The following is an 18,790-nucleotide window of genomic DNA, read 5'->3' as shown; positions in this document are numbered from 1 at the left end:
CTATAGCTGATTGATAAACTTAAGAAATGCTTTCTGTCCTTCGTCGTCCCGCTTAAAGACACCCGCATGCTCCAGTACCTCAGAAAAACGCTTGCCGATTTCTTTCTGAAGTACCTCTTCTACATTGTCAGTAGTTATGCTTGTTTCGCTAACAATGGATTTCGCCCATGGCACATGTTTAGCTGTCCGCTCATCTTCCAGAGCAGCATCGTCTAGTTTTCCATTAACCATATAATCACCTAATGCCTCGATTTCATCGACAAGCCTTCCAGGCAGAACGGCAAGCCCCATGACTTCAATCAAGCCGATATTTTCCTTCTTAATATGGTGCACTTCTTCATGGGGGTGAAAAATACCCATCGGATGCTCGTCGCTCGTCCGGTTGTTCCGCAACACGAGATCCAGTTCGAACTGCCCGTCCCGGTACCGGGCAATCGGGGTAATGGTGTTATGTGGGTCACCATTCGTTTGGGCGTAAACATCTGCCTCTTCATCCGTGTACGAGCGCCAAGAGTTCAGAATCAAATTGCCTAGCTCGGATAGACGGTGGCGGTCAGCTCCGCGTAAACGAATGACAGACATCGGCCAGCGTACAATTCCTGCTTTTACATCCTTGAAACGAGGAACCGTAAATTTATGTTCGATTGGGGCTTTGGCCATCGGAAACTCATGGTGTCCTCCCTGGAAATGGTCATGGCTCAAGATCGATCCGCCGACAATCGGAAGATCCGCATTCGATCCGACAAAATAGTGAGGCAGCTGATCAGTAAAATCAAGCAGACGATCGAAGCTCTCCTTCGTAATACTCATCGGGCGGTGCTCCCTTGATAGTACAATCGCATGTTCGTTGTAATAAACATATGGAGAATATTGCAGGAACCAATGTTCACCTTCCAAGTCAAGCGGAATGATGCGGTGATTGTCCCTTGCCGGATGATCAAGTCTTCCCGCATAACCGACATTCTCTTTACACAACAAGCAGTTCGGGTAAGAGGCATCTTTGTTCGCTTTGGCTGCAGCGATCGCTTTAGGATCTTTTTCAGGCTTTGATAGATTTATGGTAATCTCTAAATCGCCGTATTCTGTCTCGCTGTACCAGTGCATATTTTTTGCGATCCGGTCTGTGCGAATATAATGAACATCTTTTGAAAGCTGATAAAAATAATCCGTAGCCGCTTCAGGACCTTCTTTTTCAAACTTATGATAAAAGTCACGGATGACCTCTGAAGGCCTCGGAACAAGACGATCCATGATCTTCGGGTCAAACAAGTCCCTTTCTGTCGTTGTGTTATCCTCCAGGATGCCTTCGTCCACTGCATAATCGAGCATTCGCTCCAAAATGGAAGCAGGCGTATCCGGAGATTTTTCATTGATGGTAACGGGGTCTTCTCCCTTTAATTCAAACAAGTGAAACAAAGCGTTGCGCACATAATCGATGTCCCAGACACTAATCATTTCCTTATGCCGTCCGTATTGAATCAAGCGTTCGATATCATGATAAATCGTCATGTCACTTCACCAGTCCTTTCGATTATTTTTCGTATCCGTCCGGGTGGTTTTGGAACCAGTCCCAGGCGGTTTTAATCATTGTATCGAGATCTGCGTAGTTCGGCTTCCAGCCAAGATCATTGATTGCTTTTTCAGAAGAAGCGACAAGCTGGGCCGGATCGCCTGCTCGTCTAGGAGCCACTTCTTCCGGAATCGTATGTCCTGTGACTCTTCTTGCACTGTCAATGACTTCTTTTACGCTGAATCCCTGCCCATTTCCGAGGTTATAAATTCCGCTTTCTTCATCACGTTTTAATTTTTCAATCGCCAGCAAATGGGCGTCTACCAGGTCGTTGACATGGATGTAATCACGGATACACGTTCCGTCCTCGGTTGGGTAATCATCGCCAAAAATCATGATCTTTTCACGTTTCCCTTGAGCTACCTGCAGAATAATTGGGATCAAGTGCGTTTCCGGACGGTGGTCTTCACCGATTCTCCCATCCGGGTCTGCCCCCGCCACGTTGAAGTAACGGAGAACGACGTGTTTGATGCCGTGCGCTTGCTCTGTCCATTTGAGCATTTTTTCAATCGCAAGCTTTGTCTCTCCATATGGATTCGTCGGCTCAGTACGATCCGTTTCCTGAATGGGCACCTGTTCCGGTTCACCATAGACAGCTGCCGTTGAAGAAAAGACGATGCGCTTTACCGAATGTTTGGCCATCGCTCTTAGCAGGCAAACGGCTCCGTACACGTTGTTATCGTAATATTTCAGCGGATCTTCTACACTTTCTCCTACCAATGAATCAGCAGCAAAATGGATCACTGAATCAATGTCATTTTCTTCGAAGACACGATCGATGAACGATTGATCTCTCAAGTCTCCATTGTAAAATTCCGCTCCTTCTAATACGGCATCCTTGTGTCCTTTTTGCAGATTGTCTGCAACGATTACCTTTTCATTACGATCGATTAATTGTGCGACGGCATGGCTTCCTATATAACCTGCCCCTCCACATACAAGTACTGTCATTTGTCATTCCTCCTCCAGTTTTTTCGCTCCGTCTCCAATCTCTACAACATAAAAATCTGCCTCTAAACCTGTTTCATGAAAGTAAGCTTCTCCGACGCGTTCAATAAACGTGTCTACTTGATGCTGATCGACGATGCTGATCGTGCATCCGCCAAATCCTGCCCCTGTCATTCTCGAGCCAACAGCTCCCTCATTCCAGGCGGCTTCAACGAGGGCATCCAGTTCTTTTCCTGTTACCTCATAATCATCTCTTAAAGAGACGTGGGAATCATTCATCAATTGACCGAATCCTTCAATGTCGCCAGCGTTCAGTTTATCCACAGCTTCAATCGTCCGGTTATTTTCATACACCGCGTGTTTTGCACGCTTTTGTGTGATTGAATCTTCAATCAGATGTTTATTTTCTTCAAACGCTTCTTTGGATAGATCTCCGAGCGAGTGGATATCTAAGTTTTCCTGTAAGGCTTGTAATGCCTCTTCGCATTGAGTGCGGCGTTCGTTGTATTTGGAATCAGCAAGTCCTCGCCTTTTGTTCGTATTGGCAATGATCAGAGAATGATCCATAAGGGAAATAGGCGTATGCTGAAAATCAAGCGTATCACAGTTTAAGAGAATCGCGTGATCTCTTTTTCCCATACCGATGGCAAATTGATCCATGATGCCGCAGTTCACACCAACGAATTCATTCTCAGCCTTTTGAGACAGCTTGATCATCTCTATTTGATCAACAGATAGATCATATAGATCCTTCAAAATTACAGATGTGGCTAGTTCAATAGAAGCGGATGAAGAAAGACCTGCACCATTAGGAATGTTGCCAAAGAACGCAACATCAAGTCCTGTTTCAATCTCATACCCGCTTTTTCTGAATGTATCGATTACGCCTTTGGGATAGTTCGCCCAATCATGTTCTTCGACGTATCTTAAACTGGAAAGCTCTGTTTCTATCACTCCCAGCTCCGGAAAGTTCATAGAATAGAAGCGCAGCTTTTCATCCTGACGTTTTTTTGCAACGGCATATGTACCGACGCTCAGTGCGCAAGGGAACACGTGCCCTCCATTATAATCGGTATGTTCACCGATCAAATTGACACGCCCTGGAGCGAAAAATGATGCCTCTCCTTTTATTCCGAATTGATTTTCAAATGCTTGTTTTAACTCCTCCATGCTGATCACCTCTCACAGTATTTAAGATTCATTGACTTTTGACAGAACGAATAGCTTAGAAGAAAAGTCTCCTGACTCCTCTATGCCGCCTGTTTGTGCTCCGTTATAGGCACTTTCGAGCTGAAGGCCAGCCTGCATCAGTTCGTCTCCGAAATAGGTACCTTCAAATCCTTCGACCCGGTATTCGATGTCTGGATCGAGTCCCGTAAGGCGCAAACGGTCAAAACCTGGATTAGGTCTTGCTAGTATTTGATAAAGGCCGACGATCGCCTTGTCTTTATCGTCAGAAACGACCATCCAGCTTGTTTCATTTCGGTCTTCTTCAAAAGGACTGATCAGCCGGTAAAACTGGCCGTATTGGAAAAGTTCCCTGTGCTCCTTATACCAGTTCACTTGCTCTTTTATCTGTCGCTGCTCCCATTCAGTCATCTCGGTAACGTCAAGCTCATAGCCAAACGCTCCAAAATAAGCAACGTCTCCTCTTGTTTTCAAACTTGTCATCCGCTTCACTTGATGATTCGGAACTGCTGATACATGAGCGCCCATGCTGCTCAATGGGTAAACCATTGACGTTCCGTATTGAATGCTTAACCGTTCCATCGCATCCGTATCGTCGCTTGTCCATCCTTGAGGTGCGTAATAAAGCATTCCAGGATCGAAGCGGGCTCCCCCGCTGGCACAAGATTCGAACAGCACGTGTGGAAATGATTCCAAAAGGCGCTCATACAAGGAATAGACACCCAGAATATAGCGGTGAGGCACTTCCATTTGTCTGTCTGATTCATGAGCTACCGAACCAATTTCCGTCATGTAACGGTTCATGTCCCACTTTACGTAATCGATATTGGCCTCAGATAAAATGGCTGCCATGCTTTCATAAATGTAATCAACGACTTCCGGATTCGAAAAATCAAGGACAAGCTGGTGTCTGCCAGTTGACGGATGTCTCTTTGGAACATGGATGATCCATTCTGGATGCTGTTCAAACAACGTGCTTTCTCTTGAAATCATCTCAGGCTCGAACCAGAGACCGAACATCATTCCCATATCGTTGATTTTTTCAGCTAAGGGGGCAAGTCCATTCGGAAGTTTTTCCTCATCGACAAACCAGTCTCCAAGTGAAGTCGTATCGTCATTTCTCTTTCCGAACCAGCCGTCATCGAGAACGAAAAGCTCTATACCCAGTTCGTTCGATTTCTCAGCGATGGATAACAATTTTTCTTCATTAAAATCAAAATAAGTCGCTTCCCAGTTATTGATTAAGGTTGGTCGTGCACGGTCTCTCCACTGCCCCCGGGCAAGACGTTTCTGATAAAGGTCATGATAGGTTTGGCTGAGGCCGTTCATTCCTTGATCAGAATAAGCGATCACCGCCTCTGGTGTTTGAAAAGCCTGTCCAGGTTCCAGCTTCCAGCTAAAGTCGAATGGGTTGATCCCCATGCTGACTCGGGCATTTTCATAATGGTCGACTTCCACCTGCGCAAGGAAATTGCCACTGTAGACGAGGCTAAAACCAAAAACCTCCCCATGGTGTTCGGTCGTTTCTCTACGCTTTAACGCCAGAAACGGATTGTGCTGACTGCTGCTCGTCCCTCTCGTGCTTGTGATGCTTTGTATTCCTTGCTGAAGGCGACGCTCGTGGACGTGACGCTCCCGTGACCATGAGCCTGACAGCTGGATCAGATCATACTCTGCATCAGGAAAATCGACCGACGTACTTAACGCGCGCTGAAGCTTATGGGTCTCTTTCCCGTTATTGATAAAACGAGCAGAACGTGCAACGACATTCCGGTCATGATAGATCGAATACATCAATTCAAGATCTAGCTGGGTAACGTCATCAAACAGATGAATGATTAAGGTTTCCGCTTCTTCCTCACTCTCTGTATAAGTCGCTGGCAGTCCTTCTAGCTTCGGTTTCCCTTGGATCACTTCATGGGAACGGTACGTAAAATTAGAAACCCTGCTCCCATTCGGCTGAAGCAATTGAAAGGCCGGTTCACGATAATCCGAAGTGCCGTAGCTCGGATATTCCTGTTTTAGTAAGTCCAAGGAAAAAGAAGGATCCTCTTCGTACACATAAGACGAGGCTACTCGATGCTCTACTTTGGATAAATGACTAAAGTCTGTACGGTTTCTAAGTCTTTTCCCGATATATAATTGGCCAAGCTGTCCGTTTTTCATCACGTGAAAAACGTAGCTGATATTTTTGCCTTGCAGATGAAATTGTTTGTTTTCCTCATTGATAAAAATTGCCATACGTTCGTCCTCCGATCTCTATTCGCAAGCGCTTCCAAGAATAAATGGAAGATTTAATTTCATTGTAGAAACGGAGCCCTCTCTTATCAATGGTAAATTAAAAGAGCTATTGTTCCTTTTTTTGCTTGATGAGTCAGGTGGGTTAGGTATAAAATCTGTTTATAAGGAATTTACGAATAAAAAATCACAAAATATAAATGCTTAAATTTGCTACTTACCAGAAAGGATGAGAATAAGATGGACCAGCTTCCTCCTACCTTCGGATCCTATGGTTATCGTTTTTCCGATCCAAAGCTCCAGCAGCTGGCGCAAATTTGGTCGCTAGGCTGGGATGAGCAATCCACCACCCTTTATGATTGGGATGGGACAAATCGCAGAGATACAGGAAAATTTATTTTTCAATATACCGTTTCAGGTGAAGGCGCCATAGACATTAACGGGGAAAGGCACCCGCTGACGGCAGGGCACGCCTTTATCGTCAACATCCCTGGCAACTACCGTTATTTCCTTCCTGAGAATAGCAGCAAATGGGAATTCATCTATTTAACGTTATACGGAGATGTCGTCGACCACTATTGGAATGAAATCCAAAAGGATATCGGCCCCATATTGAATATACCTCCAGATGCGGCCCCTGTTCGTTACCTCCTTCAACTGCTTGAGAATGCAGCTGAAAAGAAGATCTCTAACGCCCATCAGGCTTCTGGTTTTGCTTATCAATTTACAATGGAACTTTTTCATTATTGCTCGAATTTGGAGAAGAACCTGTCTCAGTGGCCGGAGACGATCATTGAAGCAGCGATGTATGCCAAAAACCATTACAGTGAAGATATCAGCCCGGACGATATGGCAGAAGCCTGCGGGATGTCACGGTACCATTTCACCCGACAGTTCAAGCAAGCGACTGATCGAACGCCTATTCAATATTTGACTGATTTAAGAATCAATAAAGCAAAAGAACTGCTTCAAAACACGAAATACTCAACGGAAGAAATTGCAACACTGATTGGATATAAAAATGCTAATTACTTCAATAAAGTCTTTAAAAAAGTAACGGAGACGACACCGGGGAAATTTCGCGAAGTGAATCGAGGAGCGATGTTCGATCATCATTAGAGAGAAGGCCGTGTATTGCACACGGCCTTCTTTCCTTATTTAGACACTTCAATCGTTACCGAACGATGATCATAATTGATCGTCATACTCTTCCCGGAGTCTACAAAGTTCTCCAGTATATCTTTTGATAATTGGAGCGCAAATTCCGTACGCTCTATTTTTTCCAGGTCCGCTGGCGTCTCCTGATCAAGAGATCCTTTTACGTTTTCAGCTTCCTGATGAAGAGCTTCCATGGTTTCATACACTTTATGATAAAACGACTCAATGGGTTGACTAGCTTTAGCCATTCCGATCCCGCCTTTCACTCAATTTGACAATATTTCCATTATATCAAATCGAGCGTGCAGGCAGAATGATTAAATAATTCCCGCTGGAGAAAGCAGGATATAAATGATGATCATTGCTAAGGTTGCAGCGATTCCAACTGGATAAACAAGTTTCCAAGGCTTCATATCGACTTTGGATTTTTGTTCGAGTATGAAATCCGTGTCACGCGGGCGAATCTTTCCAATCAATAGCATTAACAGGGAACAAGCGACAAATAAAATAGCAAGAATGTGCAGGAAATGAACGCCTGTATCCCAGAATAGCTGCGTTGTCGCGTAAATGGCGATAAACACGAACAAGGAAACTTTTGCTGCGATAGCTGGTACACGTTTCGTCAGGTAACCGACGATAAGAATCGTGAAGATCGGCACGTTGTAAAATCCGTTAACGATCTGCAAGTATTGGAAAAATCCTTGAGGCACTTTATCAATCAGCGGTGCAATACACATCGCAAATAATGCAAGAATGATTCCAACTGTTTTACCTTTTCGTACAATTTGTTTATCCGGAGCATCCGGATTGAAATACGGTTTGTAAATGTTCAGAGCGATTAGTGTCACAGATGAGTTCAACGCTGAGTTGAATGACGACAGGATCGCACCGAATAAGACTGCCGCGAAGAACCCTACTAGTGGTGTTGGAAGGACTTCGGTAACTAAGCGCGGATACGCGTCTGTAGGTTCAAGTCCAGGCCCGAACATGTTAAATGCAATAATTCCAGGTAAGATCAGGAATACCGGTCCAAGCAGTTTCAAGAAGGCTGCGATTAGAACGCCTTTTTGACCTTCTTTTAAGTTCTTAGCTGCAATCGCTCGCTGCATAATGTGCTGAGCAGTTCCCCAGTAGAACAAGTTAACGAGGAGCATTCCAGTGAACATCGTTCCAAATGGAACCGGGCTTTCCGGTCCTCCGACTGAATTCAGCTTCTCAGGAGAATTTTCTACAATTGTTTGGAATCCGTTTGTGAAGGATCCATCACCGAGAACAAACAACCCGATAATCGGAATTAGCAGTCCACCAATCAGCAATCCTACTCCATTAATTGTGTCCGAGACAGCAACCGCTTTCAACCCACCGAAAATAGCGTAAATGGATCCGACAATCCCAATTGCAAATACGGTTACCCATAAGCCGCCGGTACGGCTCAAGCCAAGAGCTTCAGGAATATTAAAAATTCCGTTAATCGCAACAGCTCCGGAATAAAGAATCGGAGGCAGCAAGTTGAATACATACCCGAATAAGAAAAGGATCGTTACAATCTGTTTTGTTCCAAAATCATAGCGATCTTCTAAGAAATCCGGAATCGTTGTAATTCCGCCTTTCAAATATCTTGGAAGCAGGAAGAAGGCTACTACGACAAGCGCAATGGCGGAACCTACTTCCCACCCCATCACAGCGATCGTATCCGAATACCCTTGAGCATTCAGACCAACTAGCTGCTCTGTAGATAAGTTCGTCAGCATTAAGGAACCAGCGATCACCCAAGCACCTAAGTTCCTTCCACCCAGGAAATAACCATCCTGTGTATCTAAGTTTTCTTTTCTCGTAAACCACCATGAAACTAAAGCGACTAGCGCTGTAAAAAATAGAAATGATGCAACAGTAAATAGATTCATCGTTGTCTCTCTCCTTCTGTAAGCGGAATCAAAATTGTGCATGAAATGATGAATGCGCTTTTTTATCTGTGTCTTATTGTAGCTAGATATGTGAAAGCGTTTCAATGGTAAAAAAATAGAACTTTCATGCACTTTTTTGCTTTCCAAAAAGAGAGAACCTCTATTCATTTTGTTGATATAACAGTACTATCTGACTAATTATTATGAATCACATTCAAGTTGAAGCTTTAAATAAATTATCCTTTTTTGCTAAAATCCATTCCTGATTTGCTTAGTCACTTCTTAGCTCGAAGATGATTGATTGACAGTCTCCAGCTGTTTGAGCGTGATGATTAGCCCCATTGAATTCTACCGGGAGCGCTAAGCCGCGTTCCATTAGTTCATTTCCATAACGTAACTGCATTTGACCATTGACCTTATAATGGAAGGACTCATCGAGACCTTTCAATTTCAACACTCGATTGCCTGGAGGGTTGGGCATACTCATCGGTTGATACCATCCAACAAGCGCTTTTTTCCTATCCTCACTGACTACCATCCATGCCGTCTCAGAATCTATGAAAGGGCTTTTCAGTCGATAAAAATGCCCTCCCTGTATTAACGAGCGATGCTTAATAAAAAACCTGATTTGCTGTTTGATTTCTTCTTTTTCCTCTTGCTTAAGCTGAGAGGGATCTAATTCGTATCCGAATGTGCCAAAATAAGCTACATCTCCACGAAATCTTAATGGTGTGCTTCTTAGAGTCTGGTGATTGGGAACTGCCGATACATGAGAACCCATTGTTGATAACGGATAGCCTAACGAAGTCCCGTATTGGATCTTCAATCGCTCAACAGCATCCGTGTCATCACTCGTCCAAGCTTGAGGGGCATAATACATCATCCCAAGATCAAAACGCCCACCGCCTCCAGCGCACGATTCAAATAACAGATCAGGATAACTCGATGTTAATCGTTCATATAGTTCGTACACACCTAACATATAGCGGTGAAAAAATTCGCCTTGGTTTTGTAGAGACATTGCATACGGTTCTGTTATGTTACGGTTCATATCCCATTTGATGTAGTCTAAATCTGCCTCTTCAATGACTGCCGATATTTTTTCATATAAGTAATGGACAACTTCAGGATTTGCCAAATCAAGCACTCTCTGGTTTCGACCAAGCGTATTCGATCTGGCCGCTGAACCTACCACCCACTCAGGGTGTTTTTTAATTAATTCGCTTTCGGGACTTACCATCTCAGGCTCAAACCAAAGTCCGAATTGTAGTCCACTCGCTTTCACTTTCTTCGATAATTCGCCTATTCCATTCGGAAGTTTAGACCTATCTACGTACCAGTCTCCTAGAGAAGTTGTGTCATCGTTTCGATTTCCGAACCACCCATCATCCAGGACAAACAGTTCTACTCCCAGTTCCTTAGCTTCAACTATAAACTGATCCAGCTTTCCTTCATTGAAGTTAAAATACGTAGCTTCCCAGTTGTTTATCAAAACCGGACGTTCTCTTTCCATCCATTTTTGACTAATCAGATGATGACGCTGGAAATCATGCAAAGAATGGCTTAATCCATTCAAACCTTCTTTAGTATAGGAGATGACACTTTCAGGGGCCTGAAAGCTATCTTCAGGTTCTAGTTTCCATTGAAATCCAGTAGGATGGATCCCCATTGAAATCCTCGTTGTTTCATAATGATCCACTTCCGCCTGTGCCAAAAAGTTTCCACTATAAACGAATTGCACACCAATCGCTTCTCCATGATGCTCCGTGGTTTCTTGTCTTTTTAACACAAGAAAAGGATTGTGATGATGCGAGCTAGATCCTCTAATGCTTCCAATCGACTGCACACCTTGTTCAAGATTCCTCTTTCTTATATGCCTCTCTCTCCCCCAGGCGCCTGAAAGGTGGAGCATTTCATAATCCGCATCCGGGAGATCGAACGTCGTAGACATTAAACGCTCAATGTTAACCGACTGCTCTCCATTATTCACCACTTTCACACTTCTAGTGATAATTGGGAGATCGGCAAATATAGAATAATAGAGATCAACTCCAACATTTGCAGTCAGGTCCAATAGAGAAACCTTTAACGTTTGTACGCTTCCTTTTTCTCCGAAAGCGGCAGGGAGGCCATTTAATTCTGGCTTCCCATCCACCACTTCATAGGATTGAAATACATAATCTGATATAAACTCTCCTTGTTCATCAACAATGATCGAAGCAGGTTCCCGAAAATCTCCTTTTCCATGTACCGGAAACTCCTGCCTTACCGTTTCTAGTGAAAAGGAAGGATCATCTTCGAATACATGCGTCGTATAAGGAGATGGGTTATCGTATGCTTGAAAGTGAGAATAGTCTCCTTCCTTATGAAGAGCGCTGCCCATGTACAAGTGTCCAAGCTGCCCATTCTTCATAACATGAAAGATATAACTGATCTTTCCATTGGTTAAATGGAATTGTTTTATTTCTTGATTCACATGAATCATCTTTGTTCACCGCCTAGCTGATTATTCTTTGACAGAACCTCCAAGTATCCCAGAGATGAACTGCTTTTGCAGCAATAAGAAGAAAATCATGATTGGCAATGTGGACAATGTCGTACCCATCATGACCTGCCCATAGTCAATACGTGACATACCGACAAGACTAGAAAGCGCAACTGGTAATGTGTACATATCTTGAGACTGAAGCACAACTAAAGGCCATATAAAATTATTCCACTGGAACATGAATAAGAAGATCGCCACCGCAGCAAGAGCGGGTCTCATGACAGGCAGGACAATCCTGAAAAAGATATGAAATTCCCCTGCTCCATCGACACGGGCCGCTTCAAGGAGCGAGTCAGGAATCGCCTGCATGTTTTGCCTCATTAAGAATATCGCAAACGGATAGGCAACCTGTGGCAGGATTACCGCCTGAAAAGTATTTAGCCAGTTCACATTCGAAAAGATCTCAAATAACGGAATCAAGGTTACGTGATATGGGATCATAATCGCTACCAACAACATGAAGAAAATCGCATTTCTACCTTTGAACTGGAATTTTGCAAAAGCATACCCGGCCGCCGTACAGACGATCGCCGATAACACAGTAAACGTTAAGGTAATGAATAAAGAGTTTCCAAGGACTCTTACAATACCTACATTTTCATTTAAGTTTTTAAAGTTCTCCCAGCCGTAATCTCCTGGAAGGAAGTTAGGCGGAACCTTAAATATTTCACCCGATGGATTCGTCGCTCCCACAAACATCCAATAGAATGGAAAAACGGAAACGATAACTCCAATAAATAAAAAGATGTAAAGAAGTGTTTTTCTAAAAGGACTGACGTTATGCCTCATTTATCTTCACCTGCCCATTTCATTTGTGCCCAGGATAGTACTCCGATGATCAGAACGAGCACATATGCGATTGCTGATGCGTAACCAAAGTCAAAGTATCTGAAGCCATTTTGATATAAGTACAAAGTAATCGTTAGTGTAGAATTATTCGGACCGCCTTCAGTTAGAATATATGGTTCATCGAACAATTGCAGGGTACCAATGGTTGAAAGTACGAACGTGAATAAAAAGATCGGTTTCAACTGCGGCACAGTGATATAGAAGAACTGGCGTAGTTTACCCGCTCCATCCATTTCAGCTGCTTCATATAAAGACCCCGGAATGTTCTGTAAACCAGCTAAGAAAATAACCATGTTATATCCAGTCCAGCGCCATGTGATAGCTGCCATCAGCGCCACCTTGGCCCAGAACGGATCCGACAGCCACGCAATCGGGTCGATCCCTACAAAGGATAATAGATAGTTTACAAGACCATAGTTCTCATCCAGCATAATCATAAAGATAATAGAAGAAGCCACAAGTGCGGTAATCGCAGGCATGAAGAAAGCAATTCGGAAAAAGCTCTTCATTTTAACAAGCTGTGAATTTAACGCTACTGCGATGACAACCGCGAGGAACAATTGAATGGGGACCTGTACGATTAATATTAAGAATGTGTTCCCAAGCGCCTTATAGAACAACTCGTCTTGGAAGAGTCTCGTATAATTCTCTAAACCTGCAAATACATACTCTGAACCTTCACGTTTTTGAAAACTTAATAATAGCGAGGAAATAACGGGATAAACCGTAAAGATTAGAAAGAATGTAACTGCTGGCAAGATAAAAATGTACGGCACATTCTTAGGTGTAATCCAGCGTTTTCTTGACTTGGTGCTGTTCGAGTTAGCGACTTTTCGCTCGTTCGTTTGTTCCAACGCAAAATACCTCCTTAATAGACTGACAGCCTCCTGTTGAACCGCTTACAATTTATCATGGCGGCTGACTTTGTTAATTAATTTAATTTACTTAATAATAACACATAGCTCTATAGATGTCTGCTCTATTTCGGAAAAATCTAAAAAATCGGTTAACGCCTTATGGACGCTAACCGATTTATAAACAGACTGATTTTGCGTTGTATCTTCTACTCGCTTATTTTTCGATCTGTCTCACTTTTCAGTTTCTCTGCCGCATCCTGCAATGCTGTCTCAATATCTTTACCATCTAACAAGATAGAAGCTTGAGTATCAGACATCGTATCAAAGGCACGAGAGTAATCTGACGTATAGTTTGCTACAGGAATGTCAGAGACCTCATCCGCAAACAATTTGAAGATTTTCTGATTTGAGAAGAATTCAGACTCTTGATTGAAGAAGTCTTCTTCATAAGTTGAGTTTAGAGATGGAAAGATCCCTTTCTCTTCCAAAGCCTTCATTTGAGGATCCACTTCAGTTGTAAAATATTCAACAAACGCATAGGCAGTGTTCTTATTATCAGATGAGGATGGGATAACTAGATCCGAACCGCCTAAGTTCGCTGCGCGGTTGCCGCCTTCTTCAAATGCTGGCAGTTGGAAAACTCCCCACTGGCCGCTTTGATCAGGGGCCTGGTCCATAATCGTACCTGTGTACCAAACTCCGAACGGTACAGTAGCTACTTCTCCGTTAACCGTTGCGGAAACAACCCCATTCCAACCATCATTGTTTAAGATCAACTCTTCATTATTCAGTTGCTTAATGACTTCAAATGCTTTTTTAGATTCCTCAGAAGTCACATCAATATTTCCTTCTTCATCATAGTAATAAGCACCTTGCTGATTTAACATCATACGGTACAAGGCATCATCTTTCGCGATATCAACAGGCACCATATTTGTTCCTGTTTTCTCTTTTATCGTCTTACCAGCTTCGATGTAGTCATCCCAAGTTTTAATATCCTCTGGATTTACACCTGCTTCTTCAAAAATGTCTGTGCGGTAAAATACACCTGTAGGCCCAATATCCCACGGTGCCGCAAAGAAATCACCATCAGAGTTTTGAGTTACAGAAAGTTTGTACTCCCCAAACTTATCTTCATGTTTGTCATAACCCATTTCTGATAGATTCGTTAACGCATCAGGAAATTGTTCTTGGTAATTCGCTAACCGATCTGATTCTACTAATACAACATCCGGAAGGCCATTACCGCCTGAAGCTAGTCCGACAGTTAATTTTTCATAAACATCTAAGCGACCGATGTCTTCCACCTTAACTTCCACATCAGGATACTGCTCTTTAAAACCATCGACTGCTAACTCCATTGATTCTGCTGCTACGTTCCAGCCCCATACAGTGATTTCTCCTGAAGGTTCACCGCCACTTTCACCATTTTCACCTGAAGTCTCACCGCCGCCATTACCAGAACATGCTGATAGAACACCAGCGACCAGCCCAACTAAAAGAAATATACTCAACCACTTTTTCATCTTGCTAGACTCCCCCTTTGTTAGCGTTTCCAAAACTTAATAAAATAAATTAATTAACTAATTATACGTTAGCACAATTAATTCGGATTGAAAAGACTTTTCTTAAAATTGGAACATTTTAAAAGCGCTATTTTGACGGGTATACGATAGATTAGTGGTTTATACACTTAATAAATTTAATTAATTAAGTGTACACTTATGATATGATAAATGTATTCAGAATTGTTGGAGGAATTGGATGAGCACAAAATATACTAGAGGCAGTTTTCAGTTAATGAAATCGATGAATCGTTCCATCATATTAAACATGATCCGGAAACAAGGTCCCATCTCTCGGGCAGATATAGCAAAACAAAGCCGACTAACTCCCCCTACAGTTAGCAATATTGTTAAGGAACTTATTAATACCAAATTTGTCATAGAGACCACTCAAGGTACATCGAAAGGCGGTAGAAAACCTACGCTTCTTGAGATAAACGTTGACTATTTTTACGTTCTGGGAATTGATGTTGGGACCACGAGTATGAAATTTGTTGTAACAAACCTATTTGGTGAAGTAAAAGATACAACAAACTTGGATATCCCTCCTACTCCTTCTAACAACGACTTATTAGCAACGATGAAACAAGGGATCCATGCTTTATTAGCTAATGGAAACAGTGACCCTGATAAGTACTTAGGAATCGGTGTGGGCATGCACGGCATTGTCGATCCTGTAAATGGCATTTCTTTATTCGCTCCTACCTTTCAGTTACACAACATTCCTATTAAGGAAGAATTGGAAAAAGAATTTAATATGATCGTCAATGTAGAGAACGATGCACGAGCTATGACCTTAGGTGAATATTGGTTTGGGCATGGCAACGATGCAGACAATATGGTAGGCGTAAACGTAGGAAACGGAATAGGGGCAGGCTTAATGGTAAAAGGAAGATTATTTCATGGAGAAAATAGTCTTGCAGGAGAAATCGGACATATAACCATTGACCTTTCCGGGCCCAAATGCCCATGTGGAAATTATGGCTGTCTACAAACGTTAGCTGCGGGCCCAGCTATCGCGGAGAGAGCCATAAAAGAGTTAAAATCCGGAAAGAAATCAATCATCCAAGACCTAGTTGAAGGTGATTTTGACAGGGTAGACGGACGTGTTGTATACGAAGCTGCTTGCCAAAATGATGAATTTAGTATTCAACTGCTGAATCAAACTGGAAGATACTTAGGTATTGGCCTTACCAATCTGATTCATACCATTAATCCAAAGAGAATTATTATCGGCGGAGGGGTTTCTAAGGCAGGAACTTTCTTAATGGAAGGTATTAAGGAGACGATTCAAACGAGAGGGCTGACAGACAAAGCAAAGGAAACATCGATCGTTATTTCAAAATTGGGCGAACACGCATCTGCTATAGGAGCCTGTGTTCTTATATTAGAGGAATTCTTCGCAAAATAAAATTCTAGAAATCAAAAAACCTTATGAATGTCATAAGGTTTTTTAAGTTCTTATTCATTGGCGACTTGAAGGATCATTCCTTCTAGCACTTCAATATTTCTAGCATTAAATTTGATACCTTTATAATCAAACACAAGAATCTGCTGATCCTGAACCTGTAATAGTTCTTCATAATTTCTTTGATCTGTCTCTATTTTCTGGTAGGTGACCGCTGCATCAATGTTTTTCCGTGCTAAAAGAACTTTCATTCCCTCGATAGATGATTGATATTTTTTATTTGGCGGATCGGTTTCGTAAAATACCACAATATGATACTCATTTTGTGAAGAAGGAGTAAAATGTTGAACGGCCTGTTGTGAACCACTAGCACACCCTGCAAAAACCATCATCACAACGAGCCAACAATAAAGCTTTTTCACCCTTACACGCCTCCAAACCGGTAATTCCCTTCTTATAAGATACGTGAGGAAAGTATGGAATATCACCGTCTCATGAGAAAAAAAGGGGCCTCAGATCATCCAATTTCTGGATGACCTGAGGCCCCTTTTTTTGGTATTTCATGTTACTGTGCGAGAAGAGATGCACCGATGACTCCTGAGTCTCCGCTTAAGGCGGCTGGTTGAAGATTCACTTTGTCGACTAAGCCTGGATAGAGATATTTTTTCACTTTCTCTCTTAATGGTACCCAGATCAAGTCGCCTGCTTTCATAACACCGCCACCAATGACGAATACGTCTGGATTTATCGTGTGAGTCAAATTGGCAATGCCCATCGCTAAATATTCAATGGCTTCATCTACGATGCGTTGAGCTCTCTGATCTCCCTCACTGACGAGTTCAAACACCGCTTCGGCGCCGCCTTCGATTTCATAAAGTTGATACGCCCGCTGACCGATTGCTGTTCCACTTGCATACCCTTCCAAAGCACCCTTATTCAAATTGCTGTATTGATAACCGCCAGGATTTAAAATCATATTCCCGATTTCACCGCTATAGCCTTGCGCCCCGCTGAAAACTTTTCCTCCTATGACCAATCCGCCCCCTACACCTGTGCTTACCGTAATATAGAAAACACTATTGTATTCTTTTCCACTTCCAAATTGCGCTTCAGCAAGGGCGGCGGCATTTGCGTCGTTGTTCAATTGAATATTATCGGTGGAAAAATACTTTTTCAATGCATCAACCAAATACACTTCCTCCCATCCTGGCAAGTTTGGCGGGTTCAGAATCACCCCTCTGTAAGGATCAAGGGGACCTGGTGCTCCAACTCCGATCCCTTCGACTTTTTCATCTTCCGCCAACGTCTCAATCATTCGGATGATATTGTTGATCGTATGAACAGGTCCTTTTTCTGGTTCAGTCTGTTCCTGTAACAACTCATTTACGGTTCCGTTTTTATTTATGATCGCTACTCTTACATTCGTTCCTCCAAGATCAATCCCGATATGAATCCCCATGCTCAACCTCTCCTTTTTATAAAATCCCTTATATAAATCTTTTACCCCTTCTCCTTTTATCATAAATGTCTGAAAGTTATTTTTACAGGAATCTACAAAAAACGTATAATAGAGGAGTAACTTTCTATGAAAAGAGGTGGGGGTATGAGTCGCAGAGCAATCAAGAAGAAAAAGAAACGTAAAAAAAGACGTTGGAAAATTCTCCTTTTCGTAATTGCTATCATACTTGTAATCGGAGGCTTTTATCTTTTCTCCGTATATAATAATGTCAGAACAACCGTCAACCAAGATTTACATGAGGACGTTTCCTCGATAGATACAGATGAAACAAAAGAAAAAGTAGATAACAAAGAGCCTATTAACATCTTGCTCCTGGGTGTGGATGAACGTGAAAATGATGTCGGCCGCTCCGACACAATGATTGTTATGACCCTTGACCCTAACAACGATCAGATGCAAATGGTCAGCATTCCGCGTGATACGAGAGCTGAAATCGCTGGAGACGGTCGCGTAACGAGAATTAACCATGCTTACGCTTACGGAGGCAGCGATATGGCGGCTAATACCGTTGAAAACTTCCTTGATATCGACCTTGACTATTACGTACGGGTTAACATGGAAGGGCTGTCGCAGTTAGTGGATGCTGTTAATGGGATTACCGTACAAAATGAGCGTGCTTTTAGTTCCGGTGGATTCGATTTCAAAGAAGGCCAACTCGAATTGAATGGCCGTGAAGCGCTCGCGTATGTGCGTATGCGTAAAAATGACCCAAATGGTGATCTGGGCCGTAATGAGCGTCAACGCCAGGTAATTCAAGGTATCATTGATAAAGGGGCCAGTCTCAATATCATGAACAAAGTGGATGAAGTGATGACGGTGCTTGGGGACAATGTAAGCACAAATATGCAATTTGCTGATATGAGACGGCTGGCTACGAACTACAGGAGTGCTAGAAAAGATATTTCCACCTACCAGATGAGTGGGCAGGGTACAATGTCTAATGGGATGTATTTGATGATTATGTCTGAGGAAGAGATTCAGAAAACGCATGATATGATTGTGAATTTTGGATCGAAACAATAGGAATGGAAAAGCTGT

At 42.7% G+C, this 18,790-nt stretch carries 15 protein-coding genes; 3 read left to right on the top strand and 12 right to left on the bottom strand.

Features of this window, described 5'->3' with window-relative positions; all coding sequences use genetic code 11:
* Genes galT through HM131_RS04520 form a run of 4 tightly spaced genes read right to left on the bottom strand, consistent with a single transcriptional unit; the run spans position 1 to position 5,947 of the window.
* Positions 1–1,509 (bottom strand): UDP-glucose--hexose-1-phosphate uridylyltransferase, encoded by a 1,509-nt coding sequence (gene galT / locus HM131_RS04535; protein WP_085028390.1) that lies wholly within the window; start codon positions 1,507–1,509, stop codon positions 1–3.
* Between the two features lie 22 nt (positions 1,510–1,531).
* Positions 1,532–2,521: a UDP-glucose 4-epimerase GalE gene (gene galE / locus HM131_RS04530; protein WP_085028388.1), complete on the bottom strand. Its 990-nt coding sequence runs from the start codon at positions 2,519–2,521 to the stop codon at positions 1,532–1,534.
* Positions 2,522–2,524: 3 nt separating this feature from the next.
* The gene (locus HM131_RS04525; RefSeq protein WP_085028386.1) at positions 2,525–3,688 is read right to left on the bottom strand and encodes a galactokinase; all 1,164 of its coding nucleotides are present in this window, start codon (positions 3,686–3,688) and stop codon (positions 2,525–2,527) included.
* A 21-nt stretch (positions 3,689–3,709) separates the two neighbouring features.
* Positions 3,710–5,947, bottom strand: coding sequence for an alpha-galactosidase (locus HM131_RS04520; RefSeq protein WP_085028383.1), 2,238 nt, complete (start codon positions 5,945–5,947; stop codon positions 3,710–3,712).
* 237 nt (positions 5,948–6,184) lie between these two features.
* Here HM131_RS04520 and HM131_RS04515 point away from each other — a divergent pair, with 237 nt between their 5' ends.
* Positions 6,185–7,063: an AraC family transcriptional regulator gene (locus tag HM131_RS04515; protein ID WP_085028381.1), complete on the top strand. Its 879-nt coding sequence runs from the start codon at positions 6,185–6,187 to the stop codon at positions 7,061–7,063.
* Positions 7,064–7,098: 35 nt separating this feature from the next.
* On the opposite strand, the gene HM131_RS04510 is transcribed toward HM131_RS04515, so the two are convergent.
* The 6 genes from HM131_RS04510 to HM131_RS04485 all read right to left on the bottom strand — a co-directional run bounded on the left by HM131_RS04510 (position 7,099) and on the right by HM131_RS04485 (position 14,786).
* Positions 7,099–7,350 (bottom strand): hypothetical protein, encoded by a 252-nt coding sequence (locus HM131_RS04510; RefSeq protein ID WP_085028379.1) that lies wholly within the window; start codon positions 7,348–7,350, stop codon positions 7,099–7,101.
* Positions 7,351–7,419: 69 nt separating this feature from the next.
* Entirely contained in the window at positions 7,420–9,006 is a 1,587-nt protein-coding gene (locus tag HM131_RS04505; RefSeq protein ID WP_198162714.1) for a solute:sodium symporter family transporter, read from the bottom strand.
* 271 nt (positions 9,007–9,277) lie between these two features.
* Positions 9,278–11,491: an alpha-galactosidase gene (locus HM131_RS04500; protein WP_085028377.1), complete on the bottom strand. Its 2,214-nt coding sequence runs from the start codon at positions 11,489–11,491 to the stop codon at positions 9,278–9,280.
* Positions 11,492–11,512: 21 nt separating this feature from the next.
* Positions 11,513–12,343 carry a carbohydrate ABC transporter permease gene (locus HM131_RS04495; RefSeq protein ID WP_085028375.1) on the bottom strand — a complete coding sequence of 277 codons (831 nt, stop codon included), beginning with the start codon at positions 12,341–12,343 and terminating at the stop codon, positions 11,513–11,515.
* A complete protein-coding gene (locus HM131_RS04490; RefSeq protein WP_085031795.1) occupies positions 12,340–13,194 on the bottom strand; it encodes a carbohydrate ABC transporter permease in 855 nt (284 codons plus the stop codon). The genes HM131_RS04495 and HM131_RS04490 overlap by 4 nt, the downstream gene beginning before the upstream one ends.
* Positions 13,195–13,466: 272 nt before the next feature.
* Entirely contained in the window at positions 13,467–14,786 is a 1,320-nt protein-coding gene (locus HM131_RS04485) for an ABC transporter substrate-binding protein (RefSeq protein WP_085028373.1), read from the bottom strand.
* 238 nt (positions 14,787–15,024) lie between these two features.
* On the opposite strand from HM131_RS04485, the gene HM131_RS04480 reads away from it, so the two are divergent.
* Entirely contained in the window at positions 15,025–16,236 is a 1,212-nt protein-coding gene (locus HM131_RS04480) for an ROK family transcriptional regulator (RefSeq protein WP_085028371.1), read from the top strand.
* Between the two features lie 50 nt (positions 16,237–16,286).
* On the opposite strand, the gene HM131_RS04475 is transcribed toward HM131_RS04480, so the two are convergent.
* Together HM131_RS04475 and HM131_RS04470 are read right to left on the bottom strand one after the other, a co-directional pair.
* On the bottom strand, positions 16,287–16,655 hold the full coding sequence (locus tag HM131_RS04475) for a hypothetical protein (protein ID WP_085028369.1): 369 nt from the start codon (positions 16,653–16,655) through the stop codon (positions 16,287–16,289).
* Between the two features lie 143 nt (positions 16,656–16,798).
* A complete protein-coding gene (locus HM131_RS04470; protein WP_085028367.1) occupies positions 16,799–17,692 on the bottom strand; it encodes an ROK family protein in 894 nt (297 codons plus the stop codon).
* Positions 17,693–17,836: 144 nt separating this feature from the next.
* Here HM131_RS04470 and HM131_RS04465 point away from each other — a divergent pair, with 144 nt between their 5' ends.
* On the top strand, positions 17,837–18,775 hold the full coding sequence (locus HM131_RS04465; RefSeq protein ID WP_085031794.1) for an LCP family glycopolymer transferase: 939 nt from the start codon (positions 17,837–17,839) through the stop codon (positions 18,773–18,775).
* Positions 18,776–18,790: the final 15 nt, after the last annotated feature.

Source organism: Halobacillus mangrovi, assembly GCF_002097535.1.
Classification (GTDB): Bacteria; Bacillota; Bacilli; order Bacillales; family Halobacillaceae; genus Halobacillus; species Halobacillus mangrovi_A.
This window is presented reverse-complemented; position numbering and strand designations above follow the sequence as displayed.

What these genes read in the sequence shown, in the direction of transcription:
- galT (WP_085028390.1), bottom strand. Translation starts at nt 1,509, where the DNA reads ATGACGATTTATCATGATATCGAACGCTTGATTCAATACGGACGGCAT.
- galE (WP_085028388.1), bottom strand. Translation starts at nt 2,521, where the DNA reads ATGACAGTACTTGTATGTGGAGGGGCAGGTTATATAGGAAGCCATGCC.
- HM131_RS04525 (WP_085028386.1), bottom strand. Translation starts at nt 3,688, where the DNA reads ATGGAGGAGTTAAAACAAGCATTTGAAAATCAATTCGGAATAAAAGGA.
- HM131_RS04520 (WP_085028383.1), bottom strand. Translation starts at nt 5,947, where the DNA reads ATGGCAATTTTTATCAATGAGGAAAACAAACAATTTCATCTGCAAGGC.
- HM131_RS04515 (WP_085028381.1), top strand. Translation starts at nt 6,185, where the DNA reads ATGGACCAGCTTCCTCCTACCTTCGGATCCTATGGTTATCGTTTTTCC.
- HM131_RS04510 (WP_085028379.1), bottom strand. Translation starts at nt 7,350, where the DNA reads ATGGCTAAAGCTAGTCAACCCATTGAGTCGTTTTATCATAAAGTGTAT.
- HM131_RS04505 (WP_198162714.1), bottom strand. Translation starts at nt 9,006, where the DNA reads ATGAATCTATTTACTGTTGCATCATTTCTATTTTTTACAGCGCTAGTC.
- HM131_RS04500 (WP_085028377.1), bottom strand. Translation starts at nt 11,491, where the DNA reads ATGATTCATGTGAATCAAGAAATAAAACAATTCCATTTAACCAATGGA.
- HM131_RS04495 (WP_085028375.1), bottom strand. Translation starts at nt 12,343, where the DNA reads ATGAGGCATAACGTCAGTCCTTTTAGAAAAACACTTCTTTACATCTTT.
- HM131_RS04485 (WP_085028373.1), bottom strand. Translation starts at nt 14,786, where the DNA reads ATGAAAAAGTGGTTGAGTATATTTCTTTTAGTTGGGCTGGTCGCTGGT.
- HM131_RS04480 (WP_085028371.1), top strand. Translation starts at nt 15,025, where the DNA reads ATGAGCACAAAATATACTAGAGGCAGTTTTCAGTTAATGAAATCGATG.
- HM131_RS04470 (WP_085028367.1), bottom strand. Translation starts at nt 17,692, where the DNA reads ATGGGGATTCATATCGGGATTGATCTTGGAGGAACGAATGTAAGAGTA.
- HM131_RS04465 (WP_085031794.1), top strand. Translation starts at nt 17,837, where the DNA reads ATGAGTCGCAGAGCAATCAAGAAGAAAAAGAAACGTAAAAAAAGACGT.